The 24,105-nt window shown below is 39.3% G+C and carries 22 protein-coding genes; 12 read left to right on the plus strand and 10 right to left on the minus strand.

The features are described 5' to 3' along the window. Positions 1 to 31: 31 nt before the first annotated feature. From trmB to arcA, 4 genes are all read left to right on the plus strand, one after another. Positions 32 to 757: a tRNA (guanosine(46)-N7)-methyltransferase TrmB gene (gene trmB, locus DK924_RS12275; protein WP_010390835.1), complete on the plus strand. Its 726-nt coding sequence runs from the start codon at positions 32 to 34 to the stop codon at positions 755 to 757. Between the two features lie 36 nt (positions 758 to 793). After that, on the plus strand, positions 794 to 1,819 hold the full coding sequence (locus DK924_RS12280) for a methyltransferase (protein WP_109875309.1): 1,026 nt from the start codon (positions 794 to 796) through the stop codon (positions 1,817 to 1,819). A 183-nt stretch (positions 1,820 to 2,002) separates the two neighbouring features. Then, positions 2,003 to 3,607 carry an ATP-binding protein gene (locus DK924_RS12285; protein ID WP_055013350.1) on the plus strand — a complete coding sequence of 535 codons (1,605 nt, stop codon included), beginning with the start codon at positions 2,003 to 2,005 and terminating at the stop codon, positions 3,605 to 3,607. A 459-nt stretch (positions 3,608 to 4,066) separates the two neighbouring features. After that, on the plus strand, positions 4,067 to 4,783 hold the full coding sequence (arcA, locus tag DK924_RS12290) for a two-component system response regulator ArcA (RefSeq protein WP_008110444.1): 717 nt from the start codon (positions 4,067 to 4,069) through the stop codon (positions 4,781 to 4,783). A 7-nt stretch (positions 4,784 to 4,790) separates the two neighbouring features. On the opposite strand, the gene arcB is transcribed toward arcA, so the two are convergent. Further along, positions 4,791 to 7,109, minus strand: coding sequence for an aerobic respiration two-component sensor histidine kinase ArcB (gene arcB / locus DK924_RS12295; RefSeq protein ID WP_109875310.1), 2,319 nt, complete (start codon positions 7,107 to 7,109; stop codon positions 4,791 to 4,793). Between the two features lie 197 nt (positions 7,110 to 7,306). Between arcB and folE2 the strand changes: the two genes are divergently transcribed. From folE2 to DK924_RS12315, 4 genes are all read left to right on the plus strand, one after another. Further along, positions 7,307 to 8,227 (plus strand): GTP cyclohydrolase FolE2, encoded by a 921-nt coding sequence (gene folE2, locus DK924_RS12300; protein ID WP_010390830.1) that lies wholly within the window; start codon positions 7,307 to 7,309, stop codon positions 8,225 to 8,227. A 102-nt stretch (positions 8,228 to 8,329) separates the two neighbouring features. Continuing rightward, positions 8,330 to 8,926 (plus strand): DUF2726 domain-containing protein, encoded by a 597-nt coding sequence (locus tag DK924_RS12305; RefSeq protein ID WP_054202260.1) that lies wholly within the window; start codon positions 8,330 to 8,332, stop codon positions 8,924 to 8,926. A gap of 112 nt (positions 8,927 to 9,038) precedes the next feature. Further along, entirely contained in the window at positions 9,039 to 9,746 is a 708-nt protein-coding gene (gene mtnN / locus DK924_RS12310; protein WP_010390828.1) for a 5'-methylthioadenosine/S-adenosylhomocysteine nucleosidase, read from the plus strand. Next, entirely contained in the window at positions 9,747 to 10,700 is a 954-nt protein-coding gene (locus DK924_RS12315; RefSeq protein WP_109875311.1) for a regulatory signaling modulator protein AmpE, read from the plus strand. 49 nt (positions 10,701 to 10,749) lie between these two features. On the opposite strand, the gene tyrS is transcribed toward DK924_RS12315, so the two are convergent. Then, positions 10,750 to 11,949, minus strand: a complete 1,200-nt coding sequence (tyrS, locus tag DK924_RS12320) for a tyrosine--tRNA ligase (RefSeq protein ID WP_010390824.1) — start codon at positions 11,947 to 11,949, stop codon at positions 10,750 to 10,752. A 491-nt stretch (positions 11,950 to 12,440) separates the two neighbouring features. On the opposite strand from tyrS, the gene DK924_RS12325 reads away from it, so the two are divergent. Then, positions 12,441 to 13,754 carry a peptidoglycan DD-metalloendopeptidase family protein gene (locus DK924_RS12325; protein ID WP_010390821.1) on the plus strand — a complete coding sequence of 438 codons (1,314 nt, stop codon included), beginning with the start codon at positions 12,441 to 12,443 and terminating at the stop codon, positions 13,752 to 13,754. A 147-nt stretch (positions 13,755 to 13,901) separates the two neighbouring features. Here DK924_RS12325 and DK924_RS18770 read toward each other — a convergent pair whose 3' ends face one another. From DK924_RS18770 to DK924_RS12345, 5 genes are all read right to left on the minus strand, one after another. Continuing rightward, positions 13,902 to 14,078, minus strand: a complete 177-nt coding sequence (locus tag DK924_RS18770) for a hypothetical protein (RefSeq protein WP_010390817.1) — start codon at positions 14,076 to 14,078, stop codon at positions 13,902 to 13,904. 19 nt (positions 14,079 to 14,097) lie between these two features. Further along, a complete protein-coding gene (locus DK924_RS12330; RefSeq protein ID WP_010390816.1) occupies positions 14,098 to 15,069 on the minus strand; it encodes an aldo/keto reductase family oxidoreductase in 972 nt (323 codons plus the stop codon). A gap of 139 nt (positions 15,070 to 15,208) precedes the next feature. Beyond that, positions 15,209 to 16,339, minus strand: a complete 1,131-nt coding sequence (locus tag DK924_RS12335) for a sodium ion-translocating decarboxylase subunit beta (RefSeq protein ID WP_109875312.1) — start codon at positions 16,337 to 16,339, stop codon at positions 15,209 to 15,211. Between the two features lie 14 nt (positions 16,340 to 16,353). Beyond that, positions 16,354 to 18,135: a sodium-extruding oxaloacetate decarboxylase subunit alpha gene (gene oadA, locus DK924_RS12340; protein WP_010390815.1), complete on the minus strand. Its 1,782-nt coding sequence runs from the start codon at positions 18,133 to 18,135 to the stop codon at positions 16,354 to 16,356. 12 nt (positions 18,136 to 18,147) lie between these two features. Next, complete coding sequence (locus DK924_RS12345; protein WP_109875313.1) at positions 18,148 to 18,393, minus strand: OadG family protein; 246 nt, start codon at positions 18,391 to 18,393, stop codon at positions 18,148 to 18,150. A gap of 524 nt (positions 18,394 to 18,917) precedes the next feature. Here DK924_RS12345 and DK924_RS12350 point away from each other — a divergent pair. From DK924_RS12350 to DK924_RS12360, 3 genes are all read left to right on the plus strand, one after another. Further along, complete coding sequence (locus tag DK924_RS12350; RefSeq protein ID WP_002961939.1) at positions 18,918 to 19,091, plus strand: DUF1328 domain-containing protein; 174 nt, start codon at positions 18,918 to 18,920, stop codon at positions 19,089 to 19,091. 50 nt (positions 19,092 to 19,141) lie between these two features. Further along, on the plus strand, positions 19,142 to 19,333 hold the full coding sequence (locus DK924_RS12355) for a hypothetical protein (RefSeq protein WP_008115136.1): 192 nt from the start codon (positions 19,142 to 19,144) through the stop codon (positions 19,331 to 19,333). 134 nt (positions 19,334 to 19,467) lie between these two features. Continuing rightward, positions 19,468 to 19,935 carry a YcxB family protein gene (locus DK924_RS12360; RefSeq protein ID WP_109875314.1) on the plus strand — a complete coding sequence of 156 codons (468 nt, stop codon included), beginning with the start codon at positions 19,468 to 19,470 and terminating at the stop codon, positions 19,933 to 19,935. A gap of 53 nt (positions 19,936 to 19,988) precedes the next feature. Here DK924_RS12360 and csrA read toward each other — a convergent pair whose 3' ends face one another. The 3 genes from csrA to alaS all read right to left on the minus strand — a co-directional run bounded on the left by csrA (position 19,989) and on the right by alaS (position 24,095). Then, entirely contained in the window at positions 19,989 to 20,180 is a 192-nt protein-coding gene (gene csrA, locus DK924_RS12365) for a carbon storage regulator CsrA (RefSeq protein WP_004587515.1), read from the minus strand. A gap of 90 nt (positions 20,181 to 20,270) precedes the next feature. Beyond that, positions 20,271 to 21,488 (minus strand): aspartate kinase, encoded by a 1,218-nt coding sequence (locus DK924_RS12370; protein ID WP_109875315.1) that lies wholly within the window; start codon positions 21,486 to 21,488, stop codon positions 20,271 to 20,273. 6 nt (positions 21,489 to 21,494) lie between these two features. Then, the gene (gene alaS / locus DK924_RS12375) at positions 21,495 to 24,095 is read right to left on the minus strand and encodes an alanine--tRNA ligase (protein ID WP_109875316.1); all 2,601 of its coding nucleotides are present in this window, start codon (positions 24,093 to 24,095) and stop codon (positions 21,495 to 21,497) included. Positions 24,096 to 24,105 lie beyond the last annotated feature (10 nt).

The raw sequence follows: 24,105 nt of genomic DNA on the forward strand, positions 1-24,105 counted from the left end.
TTTAAACACATTGTTTTGTCAGGCCAATAATATGAGTGAATCAAGTAACAACAACCTTGAGCAAGCTAAGCAAGAAGGTAAGTATATCCGCACTATTCGCAGTTTTGTAAAACGCGAAGGCCGATTAACCAAAGGCCAAGCTGCTGCAATCGAAAAATGCTGGCCAACAATGGGGCTTGAGCATAAAAACGGCCTACTTGATTTAAGCGAAGTTTTTGGCAATGACAATGATGTAGTGCTAGAAATTGGTTTTGGTATGGGTAAGTCATTAGTTGAAATGGCAAAAAATGCACCGCACCTTAACTTTATCGGCATAGAAGTTCATCGCCCAGGCGTTGGCGCATGTTTAATGGATGCTGACGAAGCTGGCGTTACTAATCTGCGCGTATTTGAACACGATGCAGTAGAAGTTCTTGCTGATTGTATAAGCGATGAAAGCTTATCAACCTTACAGTTATTTTTTCCTGATCCATGGCACAAAAAGCGTCACCACAAGCGTCGCATAGTACAAACTGAGTTTGCTGAAAAACTTCGCTCTAAATTAAAAATCGGTGGCGTATTTCACATGGCAACCGATTGGGAAAACTATGCAGAGCATATGTTAGAAGTAATGCAAGCAGCTCCAGGTTACAAAAACCAATCTGAGACTAACGACTATGTACCTCGTCCTGATTTACGTCCTTTGACTAAATTTGAACAGCGTGGTCAGCGTTTAGGTCATGGCGTATGGGATTTAATGTTCGAACGTACCAAGTAACCGTTAATTAAATAATCAAGTAAGGTAAAGCCATTTATGAGCGTATTAACCAATCCGAGCCTACTATTACTTCGTAACAGTGAAGAGTTAAAAGGTAAATCAATATTGGTGGTCAACTTTGTTCAAGATGGCTTTTTAAATGAGCTAAAAACGCTCAATCCACAAAGTAAAATAACCGCTTTTAGTTATAACCACGCTAATGGTGAATTTGCAAAAAACATATCGGGTATTGACGTAACCGTTAGCCACACAATTAATTCGGGCGATTATGATTTGGTAATACTTTATTACCCTAAATCTAAACCTGAGCTATTAATGGCGTTAGACAACATACGTGCTGTGATAAGCAAAGATGCAGAGCTACTCGTTGTTGGCGAAAACAAGAGCGGTGTTAAGTCAATTGAAAAGCAACTCGCCGGTAAGGCTGAATTTAGTAATAAAATAGACTCAGCAAAACACTGTGTTTTATATTCATTTTCAGAGCTCACTATTAATAGCGCGTTTGATATTAGCACTTACCATAAAGAGTTTACGGTATGTGTGAGCGATATTGAGTTTACAGCAGTCAGTATTCCTGGTGTGTTTAACCATGGTGCACTAGATGCTGGAACGAAAATGCTATTAGAGAATGCTCCTAACTTAAAACATGGGAAAGTCCTTGATTTTGGTTGTGGCGCAGGACTTATTGCTACTTTTTTAGGGCTAAAAAATCCAGCACTGACATTTACCTGTAGTGACGTAAGTGCACTTGCAGCCTATGCAACAACGCAAACGCTTAAGCTAAATAATGTAAACGGTGAAGCCATACTCAGTGATGGTTTAAATAATATTACTGGCAAGTTTGATTTAATTATTAGCAACCCGCCATTTCATACCGGGATTGCAACTGACTACAGCGTTGCGGAATCTTTTTTAACTCATGCAAAGCAACATTTAACTAAGGCAGGCAAACTGACCATAGTGGCTAATAGCTTTTTGAAATATCCACCAATTTTAGAGACCCAATTTGATAGCTACCACACCGTGTTCAAAAACAACAAATTTGCCGTATACAGTAGCTAAAATAAGTTATTAATATCCTGTCAAAACATAAATATGGGCTATATTAGCCACATATTTATGTTTCATAAGAAGATTAGCTAAAAATAAAAAGTGTAATTAAGCTAATCTTTTTAATTCACTTTTTTCTGTTTTTGCTAAACTATTATCATTAGACTCACAATTGACACGGATGACCTTCTCGCAATGCCCAAAACTGTAGAGCAAAATAGCATTCGTAGCATATTGTTTAAAACCATCATGCTTATAACAGCTATCTGTTTGTTATTATCGCTTTCAATTTCTACCTATTTAAGTGCGCAAGAGCAAAAAAAACAGCTCATTAGCAAACTTGTGTTGGTATCAGAGATCATTGCATTCGACGCGATGCCCTCATTACTAAATAAAAATAGGCCTGCAGAAGAAAGGCGCTTAAAGCTGCTTCAACAAGTATCATCCGTCACAAATTTACATATTTACGCCTTAGATGAGCAATCTAATAAGCCAGTCTTTTTTACTAGCTTTAATGCCCGAAAATCACCACCAGTCCCCATTAAAACAGATAATATTAATGATTTTTCTGAACCACAGGTTAGTGACGAGTATATTGAGTACATTACCCCAATACTCAATAATGAACAGCTGCTCGGCTATGTATATATTAGAGGCAGCTTAGATAACTTAAATCAACTAATAACTAAAAAGATTATAATCGATATCGTTATTATGGCTTTAATACTTATTTTTATTTCTTTGATTATTTTAAGGCTACAAAAAAGGATAGCCAGTCCAATAGAAAACTTAAGCTTGTTGTTGCAAAACATAGCTAAAAAACATAATTATTATGCACGTGCGCCTTTAACGAACCTAACTGAAATAACTCGGCTTTCTAATAGTTTAAATGTAATGCTTGCACGTACACAAAGGCAAATAGAGCGCCATGAAGAAGATAAACAAGAAATTAAGCAGCTAAACTCAAACCTTGAAGAGAAGGTAAGTCAACGCACTATCGCACTCAGAGAGGCTAATAAAGAGCTGTTATCCACTCTGGAAAAGATGCACCAATACCAAACTCAAATTGTCGAAAACAAAAAAATGGCTTCATTGGGGCAAATGGTGGCAGGGGTTGCCCATGAGGTAAATACACCGATTGGACTTGGTATTACAGGTTCTACTCTATTGCGGGATAAACTCGCGGAACTGCAGGTTAAATTTCATAATAAATCACTAACTGCGAGTCAATTTGAACAATTTACTAACGATGGTATCGAAAACTTAGACTTAATATATAGCAGCTTAAACCGCGTTGCAGAGCTCATTTCTAACTTTAAAAAAGTTGCAGTGATCAAAGATGATGAAATAACCAGCACTGTTAATATACAACAATTAATTAGTGATACTCTACTGTCTATGGGGCAAGAACTAAAAATTAAAAACCCTAAAGTCCTTATAAATTGTCCATCAGATTTAACCGTCGAAAGTAAAAAAGGGCCACTTCAGCAAGTTTTTCATCAGTTAATTTTAAATTCCCTGTTACACGGATTTGTAGCTGGCGGTGACAATGAAGTGCAGATTGATATTGTAGCAACAGAAACAAAAACACAAATTACCTACACAGATAACGGCCTAGGTGTTGAAAGCAATATACGAGCAAAAATATTTGACCCATTTGTAACATCAAAGCGCGGCCAAGGAGCCAGTGGCTTAGGAATGCATTTAGTTTACAATTTAGTGACTCAAGCTTTGGCTGGGGAAATTGTGTTAGATACCGAGTATCAGCAAGGGGCCCGATTTATTATTACACTTTTTTAAAAAGCGAAATAACTCTTATTCCCCTCTTGAATTACAACTTTATGACCATACTAATACATAGCCAACTAAACAGTTGTATCATTAATGCTGTATTTCCACACAATTAATGAACTTAATTGTGTTTAACATATCACATACATTGATGAAAAGTTGGAAAGTGATATAATTCCGTTTTGAATTAGTCTGATTATTTTAAGTATCTTTAGGTGGTTGATGGATGTATCAATTATTAAAGGGAAATGGCTTCGACTCTATAATTCAAATTATACATCCAACGTTAAGTATCAATTAAGCCGCGGTTTTTAATAATACGTCATAGTAGGTTTGGGCGCGCAGCTGTTTATATCTAATCTGTTTTTACTTGTTAACATTTAGATATAATCCTATAATTCTAGTAGTCGGCTCTGATGATCACGCCGATTTTATAAATAAAACACACTCCAAAAAGGTTAATTAAAGATGCAAACGCCAGTCATTCTGATCGTAGAGGATGAAGACGTAACTAGACTAAACCTCGTTAGTTTATTTGAAGCTGAAGGTTACAAAGTTATTGAAGCCATTGATGGCGATGATATGCATGATAAGCTTACAAATAACGATGACGTCAATCTTGTAGTTATGGACATCAACCTGCCAGGTAAAAACGGGCTTATTTTAGCTCGCGAGTTACGCCAAAAACGTAAAGTTGGTCTTATTTTCTTAACAGGCCGTGACAACGATGTAGACCGTATTTTAGGTCTTGAAATTGGTGCTGATGACTATATTACTAAGCCTTTCAACCCACGAGAATTAACTATTCGTGCACGTAACTTAATTACGCGTACTGCATTAGGTGGTGAAGAATCAGCTATTGAAACCAATGGCGTGATCACCTTTAACGGTTGGGAACTTGACGAAAACAGTCGTTGCCTTACTTCTCCAAATGGAGATGCAAAACGCCTACCTAAAGGCGAGTACAGAGCACTGCGTTTAATGCTTGACTCTCCAGGTCGTATATTCAGCCGTGAGCAACTAATTAAGCACATGACTGGCCGTGAGCTTCGCGCTAACGACCGTACAGTTGATGTTACCATTCGTCGTATCCGTAAGCACTTTGAAAGTGACAACTCAACGTCTGAGTTAATCAGCACCATTCATGGTGAAGGTTACCGCTTCATTGGTAAAATCGACAGCTAATTAGTTTTTACTCTAATTGCTGTAAAAATAAATGAAGGGCCTGTTGTCCTTCATTTATTTTGTCTGCTAATTCATCGAGCCAGACTGTTAATACTTCATCACTTTGTTCCAGCGCACCATGTTCCATTTGCTTTGCATGCAACTGCACATCATTCAGACCAACCGACCCAGCGGCACCTTTTAACTTATGCGCAACGGATTTGTACTCTTCTCTGTCTGCTGCTTTTAATGATCCTAATAGTTCTTGTTGATATTGCGGATTTAGCTTTGCAAACAACTGACTACTACGTTTAAATACTTCAACGCCCATCGAGTTTACAAAGTCTTCAATGGTTTCAACATCTAGCAAGTCAGTATTAATTTGATTTAATAACTCTTGATTAACTACTCGTTGAGGAGCCTCAACTTGCGCTTGTTGAATACCAAAGAGTTCAGCAAGCATATTATCTAACTTACTGGTGTTTATCGGTTTAGCTAACGCCCCTTGAATAGAAATCCCCTCAAGCTCCTCTTCAGCACTGCGAACATTGGCGGTAAGTGCCACAATAGGAAGCGGGTCAAAATGGCTTTGTGCGCGAATTTGCCTTGCTACTTCATCACCATTAATATCAGGCAACTGCATATCAAGTAATACTAAATCTAGGTCATCTTCGGTTTCTACAAACGATAAAGCATCTTCTCCCGTTTCAGCCCACAGTACTTCATGTCCACGTTGTTCTAATAGGTTAGTTGCAATTTCAGCATTAAGTGGCACATCTTCCACTAATAAAATATATAAGCTACGCCCTACATAACTATGTTCGGTAGGAGCACTACATAAATTCAGCGGAATTTGAACGGTAAAGCAACTTCCCTCTCCGGGAGTACTATTAACAGTTATAATGCCTTTCATAGCACTTACTAACGCTTTTGTTACAGCTAAGCCAATACCTGAACCAATCGCATTGGTCCCTTTAAGGTCGGGCGCTTTGTAGTACATATCAAAAATACGGGTAAGTTGTTCTTGCGGGATCCCTTCACCGGTATCGAGTATTTTTATAATAAGCCATGGGCCATCTTCGCGGTTTTCTCTAGCACAATCTAAGGTGACACTACCGTGCGGGGTAAATTTAACCGCATTATTAATTAAGTTCCATACTACTTGGCGTAAACGTGTAGGATCAAGTAAAGCGTATATATCAAGCATTCCAGAGCGTTTTACTTCAAAAGAAAGTTCTTTTTGCTCCGCAATAAGGCCTGCAAAGTTAACCACGTCATTAATAAAGTCAGACACATTAATTTCGTTAGCGGCAATATCGAGTTGCTCACGGTCAATTTTATCTAAATCTATAATATCGTTAAATATATTACCCAGCGTTTCGGCGCTTGAAAACACCGTATTACACCAGCTACGCTGCTGTTTATTAAGTTCAGTATCCAATAGCATTCGGGTTAAACCGACGATACCATTGAGCGGAGTGCGTAATTCATGGCTCAATGTGGCAATAAATTTCCCTTTATCTTTATAAGCAGTTTCCAGTGCCTGCGCGGCTTCTTTACGGCTGGTAATATCACGGCCAAAGGCTAGTAGACCAATGTAATCGCCCTGCTCATTTATAAAGGGGAGTTTTCTCAGTTCAAACCATCTTATTTCACCATTTACAGAATACTCTACATCAATAGTTAAACCTTGATGAGTGCGTTCAACCTGCTCATCGGTTCTTAATACTTCTGATAAAAAGTGGCTTGGAAATATTTCTTCTGCGGCTTTGCCAATTAATTCGCCACTGGTTTTGCCCATCACCTCTTCAAACATTTTATTACAACCGGCAAACACCCCGTTGTTATCGCGGTAATAAAATAAATCTGGTGAGGAGTCTACAATGGAGCGTAATAACATGCCTTGTTGCGCGAGTTCTTGTTGCGTTTTTTTACGCTCTGCAATTTCACGTCTAAGCTCTTCTATTGCTCTATGCTTAGCATGAAAGGCCATTTTACGTTCATCAATTTCAATGTTTAAACGATTAATATTGTCTTTGAGAGTTTGATTTAAAAGCTTTTCTTGTTTTGTGGCACTATCTAAATAGGCATAAGAGGCATCAAGTTGCCGAATAGAGTTAAGCAGTACGCTAATCACCAGAGGGGAAACAACTGAGGTAAAAAATACTACAGCCAATATATCAACTAAGTTCACTTCTCCAATGGCAACATAGTAAAACATACTCGACAAAACCAGAGATACTGTCAGTAATAATGCATAGCAAATAGCTGCAGTTTTAAACTCACCAAAACGAGTTATTGAACTGGAAAGAACTCGAACCCACGGGTTCAAAGAAGAATCTGTCATATATCAGTGTTTCTCTTAGCTAAATGCTTAAGTAAGTATGATTAAAGGCTAATTTTAGCATTTTCTATCAGCGATTTTCATGTTGTGCGATAAAAACAACAAAATTTCATGTTTGGCGTTATTTGCCGCATTTCAGCAACTCTTTATTTAGTGTAAAATGTGACGTTTTAAATATTGCAAATAACGAGTAACGTATCATGCAAACGACTATGCCAGATATTGCTAACACGGCTGCCGCATTACAAACAGGTAAATTAGACTGGGTAGGAATGGGCGATATAGAGCTGCCTTTTATTTTTGAATCTCTTGATTTAGCTCCAGTTACCGTTAATGCAAAAGCACGCGCTTTTGTTAATTTACACCAAGAAGACGCCAAAGGCATCCACATGTCGCGTCTGTTTTTAGCACTTGATCACCTCTCAACTGAGCAGCAGGTCAACCCGCACACCTTAGCACAAGCATTAGATACCTTTATCACCAGCCATGAAGGCTTAAGCGATAAAGCACAAATCGAATTTAAATTTGAATTACCACTGCGCCGTAAATCATTACTTAGTGGCAAAGCCGGCTGGAAAAGCTACCCAGTTGTACTTACCAGTACCATAAATCAAGGCGTCATTAGTTTTGAACTCAGTGTTGATGTTACTTACTCATCAACCTGCCCCTGCTCTGCAGCCCTTGCTCGTCAACTTATCCAAAATGCGTTTAGCGAAAAGTTTGCTCAAGAAACACTAACTCAATCTGAGGTTTTAGAGTGGCTTGGAACAACTCAAGGCATTGTAGCAACCCCGCATTCACAGCGCTCTATTGCTAATGTTAAAGTAAAACTAGATCAAAACATTCAAGAGTTTGATGTAGTTAACTTAATAAACTTACTAGAAGATGAGCTTAAAACACCAGTACAAGCTGCGGTAAAACGTGAAGACGAACAAGAGTTTGCCCGTTTAAATGGTCAAAACCTGATGTTTTGTGAAGACGCAGCACGAAAAATTAAAACGACGTTAGAGTCAAAAGAATTTAGCGATTACTTCCTGCAAATAAACCATTATGAGTCTTTACATGCTCATGATGCCGTCGCTATTGCCGTAAAAGGTATTGAAGGCGGTTATAAAGCATAATAGCGCTCATCCCCGTTCGTTAATAAAATAGCCATAACAACTATTTGGGCACATAAATTGCTTTAGAAAAGCAGTGTCAATTTGTTGTTATGGAGTTACCGTATGGAATTCGCTTTATTATTAATATTAGTGCTAGTTGTTGGGGCATCTGTGGTTGCGTCAAAATTTAATGATGACGGCGGAAACCCTTATCCTTTTACTCGTAAGCAAAGTGTATTTACCCAAGTAGAAGGGGCGTTTCTAGGCTTATTAGAACGAGCTGTTGGCGATCAATATAAAATTGTTAGTCGCGTTAAACTAATCGATGTGATTGACTGTAAACAAGGTCTATCTGTCAAATCTAAACGTGCGGCATTGGCTAAAGCAAAAAATAAACAGCTCGACTTTGTACTAGTCGACAAAGAAAAAATGACCATAGTGGCAGCGGTTGACTTAGTTAATAACGCCAACAAAGATGGTCACAAAGCACAACGTGATTGGTTTGTTAACGGTGCACTAGAAGCCGCTGGCATTCCACATATTCGTATGAAAGTGAAATCAGGCTACCGCCCGAGTGAAGTTCGCGATGCCATTATGTTTAAATTAGGCAAACCTGCTAAATCACAACCTTCGCGCCCGACTCGTACTAGAGTCCATAAGCCTGCGGTATTATCACCTTCTCAAGCAAAAGCACATTCAACTGCCCTTGCTGAAATATAACTACTGAGTTAAAGCAATGTATTAAAGCGAGCATTTTAAATGACTCGCTTTTTTGTTTTTTATAGCAGACTTCACGTATAATCAGCCTATTCAAATTTAGGAATTTAACACTATGAATGTTGGTATTATTGGCGCCATGGAGCCAGAAGTTAAAATTTTGCGCGAAGCGATGCAAAATCCACAGGTTTTAACCAAAGCAGGCTTTACGTTTTATACTGGTGAGCTTGCAGGTAATACTGTTACTTTAGTGCAATCAGGCATTGGTAAAGTCGCTTCAACTATTGCAACCACTTTACTTATCGATAACTTTAAACCTGATTGTGTTATTAACACAGGCTCTGCCGGTGGTTTCGATCCTTCGCTTAACGTTGGCGACGTGGTAATTTCATCAGAGGTTCGTCATCACGATGTAGATGTAACCGCATTTGGTTACGAAATTGGCCAAGTACCACAAATGCCAGCAGGCTTTGCAGCGCACCCTAAACTAGTAGAAGCCGCCGAGCAAACAATTGCACAAATTAGCGAAGTAAAAACGCTTGTTGGTTTAATTTGTACTGGTGACTCATTTATGTGTGACCCTGTTCGCATTGAAAAAGCACGCAATGACTTCCCTACAATGCTAGCAGTAGAAATGGAAGGTGCGTCAATTGCACAAACATGTTTTGCACTTAACACACCATTTGTTGTTATTCGCTCAATGTCTGATATTGCTGGCAAAGAGTCACCGCAATCATTTGAAGAGTACTTAGAAACAGCCTCTATTAATTCATCAAAAATGGTTGTGGCATTACTAGAAAAGTTAACGGCGGTTACGCTGTAAATGCTCAATAATATTGTTCAAAATCATTTGGACTTTATTGTATTTATTTGTGCGCTCCTAGCTGAGCGCTTTTTACCTTTAGTTAGCTGGTATCACCCTAACCATATACTTTCTGCAATTTTTAACGCAATTGGCCAGCGTGTTTATAAAAAAACAGACAGCAAACAATATCATTATTTAGCCGCTTCATTAGCAAGCACACTTGTTCTAACTGTGATTATGATTATTGTCGTTTTGCTGCTGGAGTTTGCCTTTTACCCTGAACTACTATCCGGTCTTATTTTATACTTGTGCCTAGAAAGCAGTAGCATAAATAAAAAAGCGATACGTATTGCGAAATTGACCAAAAAAAATCAAAAATCAACTGCTCGAGAATTATTAAAACCACTAGTAGCCCGAGAAGTTAAGGCACTTTCAAACCCAGGGATTATTAAAGCGGTTATGGAAAGTGTCATACTAAGAACGGCCCGTCATTATTTTGTGGTAATTTTTATTTTTTTACTATTAGGCCCCATTGCAACTCTCGCCTACCGCTTGCTTACCTTAATCCAACAAGCATGGCGCACTGATATAGCTCCCGACAGCGCTTTTTTGAAGCCGCTTAAACTAATTCTTTTTATTATTGAATACATTCCCATGCGGTTACTCGCGCTGACAATAGCTTCACTTAAAGCCAGTAAGAAAAGCATGCATTATATTAAGCATTATGGCCGCCATTTTTATCAAAAAAATACTGGCTGGTTACTAAGTGTGTGCTCAGCATCTTTAGGGGTGCAACTTGGTGGGCCTGCTATTTATATTAAGCAGCGTTTCAATAAAATGCGGGTCGGTGTAGAACGCTTGCCAAGTGCTGATGATGTGCCAAAGCTACTCAACACCCTAAATCAAGCCCGTTTTTTTTGGCTACTAATTATTGTTAGCGTTGAAATTATTAGGGCTGTTCTAACTTTTTGATCAGTTATAAAAAAACCAGCCGAAGCTGGTTTTTATACTCTATGTAGCTTTAGGCTACAGTAATATTTGCAAACTTACGTTTACCTACTTGGTAAATAGCGGTTGTTCCTTTTGCTACTTCCAATTTGGTATCGGTAATTTTTTCTTCGCCGTTAAGCTTGACTGCACCTTGTTTGATCATACGCATGGCCTCTGAAGTACTCGCCACTAAGCCAGCTTCTTTTAGCAAGTTAGCAATTAGAATAGTGTCTTCATCAATGTTAACTGTCAGCTCTGGAATTTCATCAGGTAGTGCTTTTTTCTGAAAGCGCTGAATAAAGTCATCATGAGCAGCTTGCGCATCGGCTTCGCTATGGAAACGTGCAATTAACTCTTTCGCTAATTCAATCTTAATATCGCGCGGGTTAGTGCCTTGCTCTACACGCTGTTTTTGCGCTGCAATTTGCTCAATAGAAAGGCTACTTAGCAAGTCATAGTAACGCCACATTAGTACATCACTAATTGACATGATTTTACCAAACATGTCGCTAGGCGTATCAGTAATACCTATGTAGTTTCCTAGTGACTTTGACATTTTCTGAACGCCATCAGTCCCTTCAAGTAAAGGCATCATTAGTACGGTTTGAGGTTTTTGACCTTCATCTTTTTGCAGCTCACGACCCATTAATAGGTTAAAGCGTTGATCGGTGCCGCCTAGCTCAACATCAGACTCAAGAGCAACTGAATCCCAACCCTGTACTAGTGGATATAAAAACTCATGGATTGCGATAGATTGACCGCCAGCATAGCGCTTTTTAAAGTCATCACGCTCAAGCATGCGTGCCACAGTTTGGCGCGCTGCCAATTTTATCATTCCAGCCGCGCCCAACTTCTCCATCCACGTAGAGTTAAAAGCAACAGTTGTTTTAGCTGGGTCTAAAATTTTGAAAACCTGTTCTTTATAGGTTTCAGCATTAGCAAGCACATCATCACGAGTCAGTGGCTTACGGGTAACATTTTTGCCCGTTGGATCGCCTATCATACCGGTAAAGTCACCAATTAAGAAAATAACCTCATGACCTAAATCTTGAAAGGTTTTCATTTTATTAATTAGTACAGTGTGACCTAGGTGCAAATCTGGAGCCGTAGGATCGAAACCAGCTTTAATTTTTAGCTTTTTCCCCGACTTTAATTTTTCAACCAACTCATCTTCAATTAATATCTCTTCTGCACCGCGTTTTATCTCTGCTAGAGCGGTTTGTAAATCCACTGTGTGTTACTCCAAAAAATTCTGACAACGAAGGGGGTGTATATGCTCACGATTTATTGCTAGCGCGTTTTAACAAAACAAATAAAACTATTTAGCTAACATAACAAATTTCCACTTAATTAGAACAACTTTTTTAACTAATCGCTGCACCAACTAAAATGCAGGGCGTACGTTCTAAAATGGGATATAAAAGAGCGATTAATAATACACTAAAGGTGTTTATAAAAGCCCAAAAAACAGTTTATAAATTAATCACTTCTCGCTATTAAATCGTTTTAAAAGCTAATTTAACATTACGATGAAAAAGCAAAGTATCCAAGAATATAAAATAGTGCTGTTATTCAACTTTAAAAACAAACAGCCTGAATACCCTATGATTTTAGCTTAATTTAACGCGAGTTTAAATCTACAAAATACTAGTATTCATAGATTATTCGTTATATCCTGCAATATAATCTATTTATTATCTTGACAGCAGAAAAAGGCACGTTATGGTCCACGTGGTTAACACGCTCCCCAAAAAACACAAAATGCTTATTCTAGGTTTGGTTTCTGCTATTGTTGCCTTAGCCTTTTTACCTTCTGAAAAAGCCACTGCATCCAAAGACAATAGCGAGAACACGCTAGAAATTGGTAAGCGTTACGAATTACAAATAAAAGTAGGTGAAAACGAAAAACTCACCGACTTAAATTCAGAGCATGCAGCGCAAAAACTTCCAGAATATGATTTTGTCGATCACCTTGTTAAAAATGGTGACAATTTAGCGAACATTTTTAAGCGCGCTGGTTTTTCTGCGCAAACGCTTTACAAACTGGTTAACACAAATGCTGAAACACGCAAGCTTACCAAAATTCATCCAGGTGAAACACTAAGCTTTGCTACTGCAAAAGATGGTTCGTTGGCTCAGTTACGTTACGTTATATCTAAAACAGATACCTTATATGTCACCCTTAATGACGAAGGCCAATACGATACTTCAATTGACAGCAAAGAAATAGAAACACTTAGCAAAACCGCCGGTGGGGAAATTTCTAGCAGTTTTTGGACGTCAGCGATCGCTGCAGGTTTAAGTGAACGCCAAATCATGAACTTTGCCGATATATTTGGTTGGGACGTGGATTTTGCAAATGACATCCGTAAAGGTGATGAATTTGGCTTAATATATGAATCTCATTTTGTTGACGGTGAATTTATTGGCACCGGTAAAATTATTGCCGCAGAATTTATAAACCAAGGCGAACGTTACACAGCAATTCGACACACAGACGGTAATTTTTATACCCCTGAAGGGCGTAGTATGAAAAAAGCCTTCTTACGTGCACCTGTTAACTTTAAATATATTAGCTCAAGCTTTAATCCTCGCCGCTTACACCCTGTTACAGGACAAGTAAAAGCACACCGAGGTATTGACTACGCTGCGCGTACAGGCACGCCTGTTGTATCATCAGGTAATGGTAAAGTTATCAAAGCGGGCTACAGTAAATATAACGGTAATTACGTATTTATAAGCCACGGTACACAATACGTTACTAAGTACTTACACCTTAACAAACGCCTAGTTAGAACAGGGCAAAAAATCAAACAAGGTGAGAAAATTGGTACTGTAGGCTCAACAGGTCGAGTAACTGGGGCACATTTACATTATGAGTTTTTAGTTAACGGTGTTCATCGTAATCCCAAAACTGTGAAACTACCTAAATCTGAGCCATTACCACGCTCAGAGCTTGCTAAGTTTAAGCCTATTGCTGATAACTTTATTGCGCAACTTGAGCGTAACCGAGAGCTTCAGTTGGCACTTAAATAAAGAGTTTAATGATTAAATAAAAAAGCCTTTGCAGGGATAACCCGCAAAGGCTTTTTTGTATGTGATGATTATACCAACCAGCATAGATATTTGAATAGTTTCACGAATTACCCATTGTATCTAAGCTGCTTGGTGCTAAATTCAGAGTTAATTTACGAGTACATAAATAAGCTGCACAACCAAAGAGATCATCACCAGTGGCCAAATATACTTACTATATTTAGTAGCGCTCTCAAGCCCCATTTTACTTTGGTATTTTTCCAGTAACGGAATAATGATCACCAAAGCAATGACTAAGCTAATTAAAATAACAAATATGTTCATATCATCACCCTACACTAGGTTATGGTAAAGCGCAGCCTTTCGCGCTGATATATAGCTCATACCAATGCTCACGACTTAAGTTAACATTAACCGCATCACAGGATGCTTTTATTCGCTCTATGTTAGTAGTGCCAATAATTGGTTGAATTGATGCTGGGTGGCGCAACAACCATGCTAATACGATAGCTTCTGCTGTTGTACCATAAAGTATGGCAAGCTTACTGACTAAAATACTGGTATTAATATCTGCAGGCGAGGCCTTTGATAAATCACCACCAGAGTATAAGCCTTGGCATAAACTGCCCCAACTTTGAATCTGAATTTCATGCTCACGGCAATATTCAATATTGCCTGGGGTAAAGTTAATATCCTTGCCATCGGCATTACCCACATAAACGCCTTCATCAACCCATTGATGTTTTTGTAAACTCGCTTCGATTTGATTTGCCACAATCGGCATATCTAAAGCGCGTTGCAAAAACCGTATTTGATATTGCGACATATTAGACACCGCAAAATGACGCACTTTGCCACTTTCTTTTAAACAACTAAATACTTGTGCAACTTCCTCTACTTCCATTAAAGGATCTGGGCGATGCAGCATAAGTATATCTAAATATTCGGTATTTAATCGCTTTAATGAGCCCTCTACTGAGCGCTCAATCCAATCAGCTGAAAAGTCATAACGTTGTGGGTTTTTATCATCAGCAAAGCGAATACCACACTTAGACTGAATATACATTTTCTCTCTAAGTTCTGGTCGCTCAGCCAGTGCTTGACCAAAAACATGTTCGGCTTTGCCTAAGGTATAAATATCAGCATGATCGAAAAAATTAATTCCGCCTTCAATGGCGGCATCTATGCATGAATGAGTTTGTTGTAAATGCGCACTGGTAATCGCATCTTTATTCCATGCGCCTCCCAAACCCATACAGCCAAAAACAAGTTTGCTTACATTCGGGAGATATTTTGCCAGCGGAGTGTGTAACATTTTGACAGCCCTTTAAAAAATGAAGAGTGATTACTTTAAACAAAAAACCCTATACAAGAAACCGCTTAAGTCAAAACAGTGAATTTTATGCAAAAAAAAGCGCAGTAAACTGCGCTAATAGGTTGAGTCTAAATTATATTTAACCCACAAGAGCGAGTAAAATACCTGCCGCAACAGCACTACCAAGCACCCCTGCAACATTAGGCCCCATGGCATGCATTAATAAGAAGTTATGCGGGTTATTTTCAAGCCCAACCTTATTAACAACACGTGCTGCCATAGGCACAGCGGATACACCCGCAGCACCAATTAATGGGTTTATGGGGGTTTTTGATATCTTATTTAAGCCTTTAGCCATAAATACACCTGAGGCTGTACCAATAGCAAACGCCAGTGCACCCAGTACCAAAATACCAATAGTTTCTACTGTTAAGAACTGCTCGGCAGCAAGTTTAGAGCCCACTGCAAGTCCTAGAAATATAGTGGTGATATTAATGATTTCGTTTTGCGCACTGTTGCTGAGCCTATCAACTACACCCGACTCACGCATTAAGTTACCTAAACAGAACATACCAACCAGCGGAATTGCCGCAGGTAAGAATATAGCCGTTAAGGTAAGCACCATCAGTGGGAAAATAATTTTTTCCTTTTTAGATACTTTACGCAGTTCTGGCATTTGAATTTTGCGTTCTTCAGGCGTTGTAAACGCACGCATGATAGGTGGCTGAATAATAGGAACCAACGCCATGTACGAGTACGCAGCCACCGCTATAGCGCCCAGTAAATCAGGGGCCAGCTTTGACGCTAAAAAGATAGCGGTTGGCCCATCTGCACCACCAATAATCGCAATTGCAGAAGCATCTTGTAAGCTAAATTCAAATCCCGGAATAAAGTTAAGTAAAATAGCGCCAAATAACGTCGCAAAAATACCAAACTGCGCTGCCGCACCTAATAGCAACATACGCGGGTTGGCAATCAAGGCACTAAAATCAGTTAAGGCCCCCACTCCCATAAATATTAATAGCGGAAAAATACCGGTATCAATACCAACATAATAAACATAGTAAAGTAAGCCACCTGGATCTGATAAACCAGCTACTGGAATATTAGTTAAAATAGCTCCGAAACCAATGGGCAGTAATAATAACGGCTCAAATTTTTTGGCAATTGCTAAAAATAATAGCAAACAACCAACGGCAATCATGATCAGCCCAGGAAATGTAAAGTTAGCAATGCCTGTGGCATGCCAGAGGTTTAAAATACCATCCATCCTCTATTTACTCCTTAAGCTAGTGCAATCATTGCATCGCCGGTTGACACTGAATCGCCCTCAGAAACAAGCACCTCAGCAATCGTACCGGTATGCATGGCGCGTACTTCGGTTTCCATTTTCATGGCTTCCATAATAATTACCACATCACCTTCATTGACTACCTGACCGGGTTTTACTTTAATTTTAAAAATATTACCGGCCAGTGGTGCATTTAGAGTTTCACCCGAGGCAACCGATGCTGACTGTGGAATATGCTCTGAGTCTTTTAACGTCACCTCTTTAAGCTCACCACCTTGAGCAACCACGACATCGTATACTTTACCGTCTACTTTAACGCTGTATTGCTCTGCCTTAACGCTTTTATTGTTTGCCGCTGATTTTTCAGGTGCTTTATTGGCGTTATCATCAGCGCTAGGAACAGGCTCAAATGCATCAGGGTTGTTACGGTTTTTAATAAATTTCAAACCAATCTGTGGAAATAATGCATAGGTAAGCACATCATCAATTTGCTCATCGGCTAAAGTTAGCCCTTGCTCCTGCGCAAGCTTGCTTAACTCAGCTTCTAAAGTTTCAAGTTCAGGTTTAATAATATCTGCAGGGCGACAGGTAATTGCTTCACTGCCATCAAGTACGCGCTCTTGAAGCTCTTTATTCATTGGTGCAGGTGTTGAACCATACTCACCTTTTAATACGCCAGCAGTTTCTTTGGTAATGGTTTTATAACGCTCACCAGTGAGTACATTTAATACCGCTTGAGTACCAACAATTTGTGAGGTAGGTGTAACAAGTGGAATAAAGCCTAAATCTTCACGTACTCGTGGAATTTCAAGTAGCACTTCGTTTAGTTTATCAGCAGCACCTTGCTCTTTAAGCTGGTTTTCCATGTTAGTTAACATACCACCTGGCACTTGGGCTAATAAAATTCGGCCATCGACACCTTTTAAGCTGCCTTCAAACGCAGCGTACTTTTTACGTACGTCTCTAAAGTAAGCGGCAATTTCTTCTAGGTGGTTTAAATCAAGCCCGGTATCACGCTCGGTCCCTTCAACGATTGCAGCAATTGTTTCAGTTGCTGAATGGCCATAAGTCATGCTCATAGACGATACAGCTGTGTCGAGCATATCAATGCCGGCATCAATCGCTTTTTGATAAGTAGCGGTGCTTAAACCCGTTGTTGCATGGCATTGCATAGCAATAGGTATGGAAACCGTTTCTTTTAACGCTTTAATGAGTTCTTCTGCATCGTAAGGCTTAAGCAATCCCGCCATATCTTTAATACAAATTGAATGGCAACCCAATTCTTCAAGCTGTTTAGCAAGTGTTAACCACATATCTAATGTATGTACAGGGCTTACTGTGTAAGAAATTGTACCTTGTGCATGTGCCCCTACTTTAACCGCCGCTTTTATGGCAGTTTCTAAGTTACGTACATCATTCATGGCATCAAAAATACGAAATACGTCTACGCCATTTTTGTGAGCGCGCTCAACAAACTTCTCAACCACATCATCAGCATAATGGCGATATCCCAATAAGTTCTGACCACGAAGTAGCATTTGCTGTGGTGTATTTGGCATCGCTTTTTTAAGCGCGCGAATACGCTCCCATGGATCTTCACCTAAATAACGAATACATGAATCAAAGGTAGCTCCACCCCAAGATTCTATAGACCAATATCCTGCGTCATCAATTTTTTTTGCAATAGGTAACATGTCGTCTAATCGCATGCGGGTAGCTAAGAGCGACTGATGTGCGTCACGAAGTACGAGTTCTGTTATTTTTAATTTAGCCATTGGTATGCTCCTCTAATTATTATTTATTTTGTACTGAGCAATGGCAGCACTAATTGCAGCGATGTGCTCATTTGGCACACCTTGAGATTTAAAAGATGGTGTTCTCTGTGATGTTTCTAGTTCTGGCTGAGAAAACTTGCTAGCCAGCTTAGACATGAGTGTCACTGCACCAATCAATAAAGAAAGAAATACAAACACACCCACCATGCCTGTTAGCATTAAATTGCCTGCAGTTGTGAGTAAAGCCCCTATATCCATAATTCTCCCCTGTTTAAAACCAAATACATAAAAAATCGGTTTATTTAAATAACTATTCACCAATAGTAACAAAAACTATTCTTTTGTCTACACGTTGTAAATTGGTAAAACCAATTAATCTAAAAGTAACATATCACTAATAAGGTTAACACCACCTAAAATAGCTTATTTAACCCAGATATATAGATGCTAAAAATGTTCGTTATAAACAAAGAATATATAAAAACACTAATACTTTGTAAAAACACATATAAAACAAACCTATTGTACTAACCCACTAATAACCTTCAAAAAAAATGTTAATTGGTCTTACCAAAGCAAAGAGCAGCAACAACTATTTATTATCTCATCAGAGACAACTGTGAATAAGTTACCGATAAGATCGTAAAAATTACCAACTCAATATAAAGCCAATCGCGAAAAAACAAAATAAGCCATTGATTTAAAACAAAATAAAATACTGGCACATTACTCGCTTATATAAAAACAACACTTTAACACTTAGATAAATCAAGGAGATGACAATGTTACGCTGGACAATTACATTTTTGGTGATCGCACTAATCGCAGCCGTTTTAGGATTTGGTGGTATTGCAGGAGCCGCAGCAGGAATTGCTAAGATCATATTTTTTATCTTTTTAGTTTTACTGGTTATTTCACTTGTCTCTGGCGCTTTACGTGGTAAAAGCCCCAGGTAGATAAGAAACAACGAACTCTCTTTTTAAATTTATATACAAGGAATTACATTATGAAATCATCAACACTTAAAGCAGCAGCTATTGGTCTATTCGCAAGTGCATTTATTATGGGTTGTGAAGACAATCATGCAGAAGAAGCCGGTGAGCGTATTGACGAAGCCGTGACAGATGTTCAAAACAAGGTAGAAGATACCTGTGAAGAAGTAAAAGAAGGCGTTAATGCCGAAGAGACAAATTGCTAATATTATTTATTTAGCTAAGAAACGACCTACGGGTCGTTTTTTTATGCCTAAAATATAAATAGTTTCTAGTCATTTCCCCTTTTAAGCTGCGCATTAGGCTAAAATAATAAAAAATAGCTTTTAAGTGCAAACACATGGTCTTTACAACAACTTATAAACTCGATAAACCTTATTTTTATGAATGCTTCGACCAATCGCTGCCTTATAGTAAGCGTGCACAACCTAAATACTTTTTATTGGCGCTACTTGTGATATTAGGGCTATTTGGCATTTATGGTTTAGGCGATCATTACCTTGGTACATTTTTGCTTATGTTAGCTTTACTTGAGTGCATTGCTTTTTATTATCGTCGTCCTTGGTGGGTAACAAGGCAAATGCTTAGCAGAGCATCTGGCTCTGAAGTCACTCTCACCTTCGACGAGGACGGAATAAAATCAACCAATCATTACAAGAATTACCAATTAGCTTGGCACGACATTAATGAAGTAATTACTACAGATTGCGGCCTATTGTTAAAAAGTAAAAGCGGTATGCAATACATTTCTAAGGCAATACTCGACGAAGAAACGATTGATTTTATAAACAAAAAAGCCACTCAATGAGTGGCTTTTACAAATGTCATAGTTATTAACTAGCACATTTTATACTATGTTGATTAAGCATTGCCCGGATTAGGGTTAGACTTTTCAGCTTGTATGCGCATGTAAATTTCTTCACGATGAACTGATACGTCTTTAGGTGCGTTAACACCGATACGAACTTGATTTCCTTTAACACCCAGAACAGTAACGGTTACTTCGTCACCAATCATCAGGGTCTCGCCTACTCTACGAGTTAGTATTAGCATTCTCTTGCTCCCATGTTCCAATAAAATTATAAGATTCCGCACACACATTTTAATTAAAATTAGACTAAAAAGTAAGTAAAAACTCTCAATCTATTCATTTTCTGTTAAAAATGTCTTATGTAATGCACGAACAGCCAGCTCGAGGTATTTTTCATCTATTAAAACTGAAATCTTTATCTCTGAGGTTGAAACAAACATCACATCAATATTCTCTTGTGCTAACGAATCAAAAAATAAACTCGCTACCCCAGAATGAGATTTCATCCCCATACCTACAGCTGACACTTTCGCCACATTAGTTAATCCGTCAATTGCCTGTGCGTCAAATTGCTGTTGCTCAGCCGTTAACAAATCAAGTGCGTTTAAATAATCATTTAAATGCACAGTAAAAGCATAGTCGACTTTTTCAACTTTATGATTAATTTGATTAATCATATCTATTTCGATGCCATTATCTGCAAAAAGTTTCAAAATTTTTGCAAGCGCTTTAGTGCCTTGCGGTACTCCATGTACCTTAATCAAACACTCGTCTCGATTAAATGCAATACCCGACACAACGTTACTCGCCACATCGCTCTCCTTAAAACTAATTAATGTACCTTCATCAGGTTTAAAGCTAGATAACACTCTTAATGGTACATTGTGCTTACCAGCCGACTCTACAGAGCGAATATGTAGCACTTTAGCACCTAAACTAGCCAGCTCAAGCATTTCGGCAAAGGTTACATGGCTTAAACGTCGTGCATTAGGTTCAATACGAGGATCTGTTGTATATACGCCATCAACATCAGTATAGATCTGACATTCATCCGCTTTTATTGCACCCGCTATTTCAACCGCAGAGGTATCGGTGCCACCACGCCCAAGCGTAGTCACGTTGCCCTCAATATCGCGCCCCTGAAAGCCGGCAATAATAGCAATACGGTTATGTTCAAGTTCATGTTTTAAGCGCGTTGCAGCCACGTCTTCTACACGGGCTTTACCGAACATGTTATCGGTTAATATATTCACCTGATCGGCTAACAAGCTTACCGCAGAATGGCCGCGTTTAATAATCGCCATCGCTAATAAAGCTATAGAGACTTGTTCACCGGTACTGAGTAATACATCGAGTTCACGACTACTCGGGCGAGAGTCGATTTGTTTGGCAAGATTAATTAAGCGATTGGTTTCTCCCGACATTGCCGAAAGCACCACCACCACTTGATGGCCTTGTTGCTTAGTTTTAACAACAAGGTCGGCGACCGCTTCAATACGCTCTATTGAGCCTACCGAAGTGCCGCCAAATTTTTGAACTATAAGTGCCACTTAAGCTTAAGTACGCTCAGTTAACCAAGCTGTTACGCTATCAAGTGCTGCAGTTAAGTTTTGTGGCTCAGAACCACCCGCTTGCGCCATATCTGGACGACCGCCGCCTTTACCACCTACTTGGCCTGCCATGTGGTTAACTAACTCACCCGCTTTTACTTTACCGGTTAAGTCTTTAGTTACACCCGCAATTAGGCTTACTTTATCACCGCTGGCAACACCTAAAGCAATAACGCCTGAGCCAATCTTATTTTTAAGATCATCAACCATGCCACGAAGCGCTTTTGATTCAGTTCCTTCAACGTTGGCAACTAACAATTTAACTCCATTAATTTCAACCACTGAATCAAGTAACGATGCACCTGCCGCACTGGCTAGTTTATCGTTAAGTTGGGCAACTTGCTTTTCAAGTCCTTTCGACTTTTCAAGTAAGGCAGTTACTTTTTCAAGTACTGACGCACTGTCACCTTTTACAAGTGCTGCAACATCTGCTAATTGCTGTTCTTGTTCATTAACATAAGCGATTGCTTCTGCACCGGTTACCGCTTCAATACGACGAACACCGGCAGCAATTCCGCTTTCAGATACAATTTTGAATAAACCAATGTCACCTGCACGCTCTACGTGTGTACCACCACAAAGCTCAATTGAGTAATCACCTATGGTTACTACACGTACTTCGTCATCGTACTTTTCGCCAAACAATGCCATAGCACCTTTTGCTTTAGCATCATCAATTGCCATTAGCTCAGTATTAAGTGCAAAGTTACGACGAATTTCGTCATTTACTACACGTTCAATTTCGCGCAGTTCTTGTTTGGTCACCGCTTCAAAATGTGAGAAGTCAAAACGCAGGCGATCTGGCTGCACAAGTGAGCCTTTTTGCGATACGTGCTCACCTAAAAGCTGACGCAATGCTTCATGTAAAATGTGCGTAGCTGTGTGATTTTTCTTAATGCTTTCACGACGCGCATCGTCAATAGTCGCATCCACTTTATCGTTAACGCCAATACGCCCTTGAACTGTTCCATGATGAGCAAAAGCATTACCCAATTTAGTGGTATTCGTTACATTAAACTCACCACCGGCAACGGTAATTGTACCGCTATCACCAATTTGACCGCCTGACTCAGCGTAAAACGGAGTGCGGTCTAAAACTAAAATACCTTGTTGACCATCTTCAAGTAATGATACCGCTTCGCCAGCGGCAAAAATTTCTACCACAGTGCCACGGTAATGAGTGCTATCGTAGCCTTTAAAATCAGTGTGTTTGTCTGATTTTAATTGCTCATTATAATCTGCACCAAATTTGCCCGCTTGCTGTGCTGTTTTACGTTGTACTGCCATGCATGCTTCAAAACCTTGATGGTCTATCGTCATCTGGCGTTCACGCGCTACATCAGCCGTTAAATCAGCAGGGAAACCATAGGTATCGTAAAGCTTAAATACTAAGTCACCTGGGATCACATCCCCTGTTAAATCACTTAAGCTTTCTTCTAAAATAGCTAAACCACGTTCGAGCGTTTTACCAAACTGCTCTTCTTCGATACGCAGTACTTTTTCAATAATTTCTTGTTGCTTAGCAAGCTCTGGATAGGCCTGACCCATTTGCTCAATAAGCGCTGCTACTAACTTGTAGAAGAACGCGCCTTTAGCACCCAATTTATTACCATGGCGTACTGCACGACGAATAATACGACGCAATACATAACCACGGCCTTCATTTGATGGCATAACCCCATCTGAAATTAAAAACGCACACGAACGAATATGATCCGCCACCACGCGAAGCGACTTATCATCCATATCTTGTGCATTAGTAACGCTTGCAGCGGCGGCAATTAAGCCTTGGAATAAATCGATTTCGTAGTTTGAATGCACACCTTGTAAAATAGCTGAAATACGCTCAAGGCCCATACCAGTATCAACAGATTGCTTAGGAAGTGGCTCCATAGTCCCGTCGCTTTGACGGTTGTATTGCATAAATACTAAGTTCCAAATTTCAATGAAACGATCGCCATCTTCTTCAGGAGTGCCCGGAGGACCACCCCAAATGTGCTCACCGTGATCATAAAATATTTCAGAACATGGACCACAAGGGCCGGTATCACCCATAGACCAAAAATTATCGCTCGTTGCAATACGAATAATACGATCTTCAGGTAAACCTATATCGTTAGCCCAGTAGCCAAAGGCTTCTTCGTCATCATGGTAAATGGTCACTAACAGCTTTTCTTTTGGTAGTTTTACAACCTCAGTTAAAAACTCCCACGCAAATTTAATTGCATCTTGCTTAAAGTAATCACCAAAGCTGAAATTACCTAGCATTTCGAAAAAGGTATGATGACGTGCTGTGTAACCAACATTTTCTAAATCGTTGTGTTTACCACCAGCACGTACGCAACGCTGAGAGCTAGTTGCGCGCGTGTAAGGGCGGCTTTCAGCGCCTAAAAATACATCTTTAAATTGCACCATACCGGCATTATTAAATAACAACGTGGCATCGTTACCCGGTATAAGCGAACTAGAAGGAACAACTTGGTGTTGTTTGCTGGCAAAAAAGTCTAAAAACTGTTGCCTAATTTGTGCGGTAGTCATGTGCTGCATGTGAAAGTCT

Origin of the sequence: Pseudoalteromonas sp. meg-B1 (assembly GCF_003173795.1) — a bacterium.
GTDB classification, from domain to species: Bacteria; Pseudomonadota; Gammaproteobacteria; order Enterobacterales; family Alteromonadaceae; genus Pseudoalteromonas; species Pseudoalteromonas undina.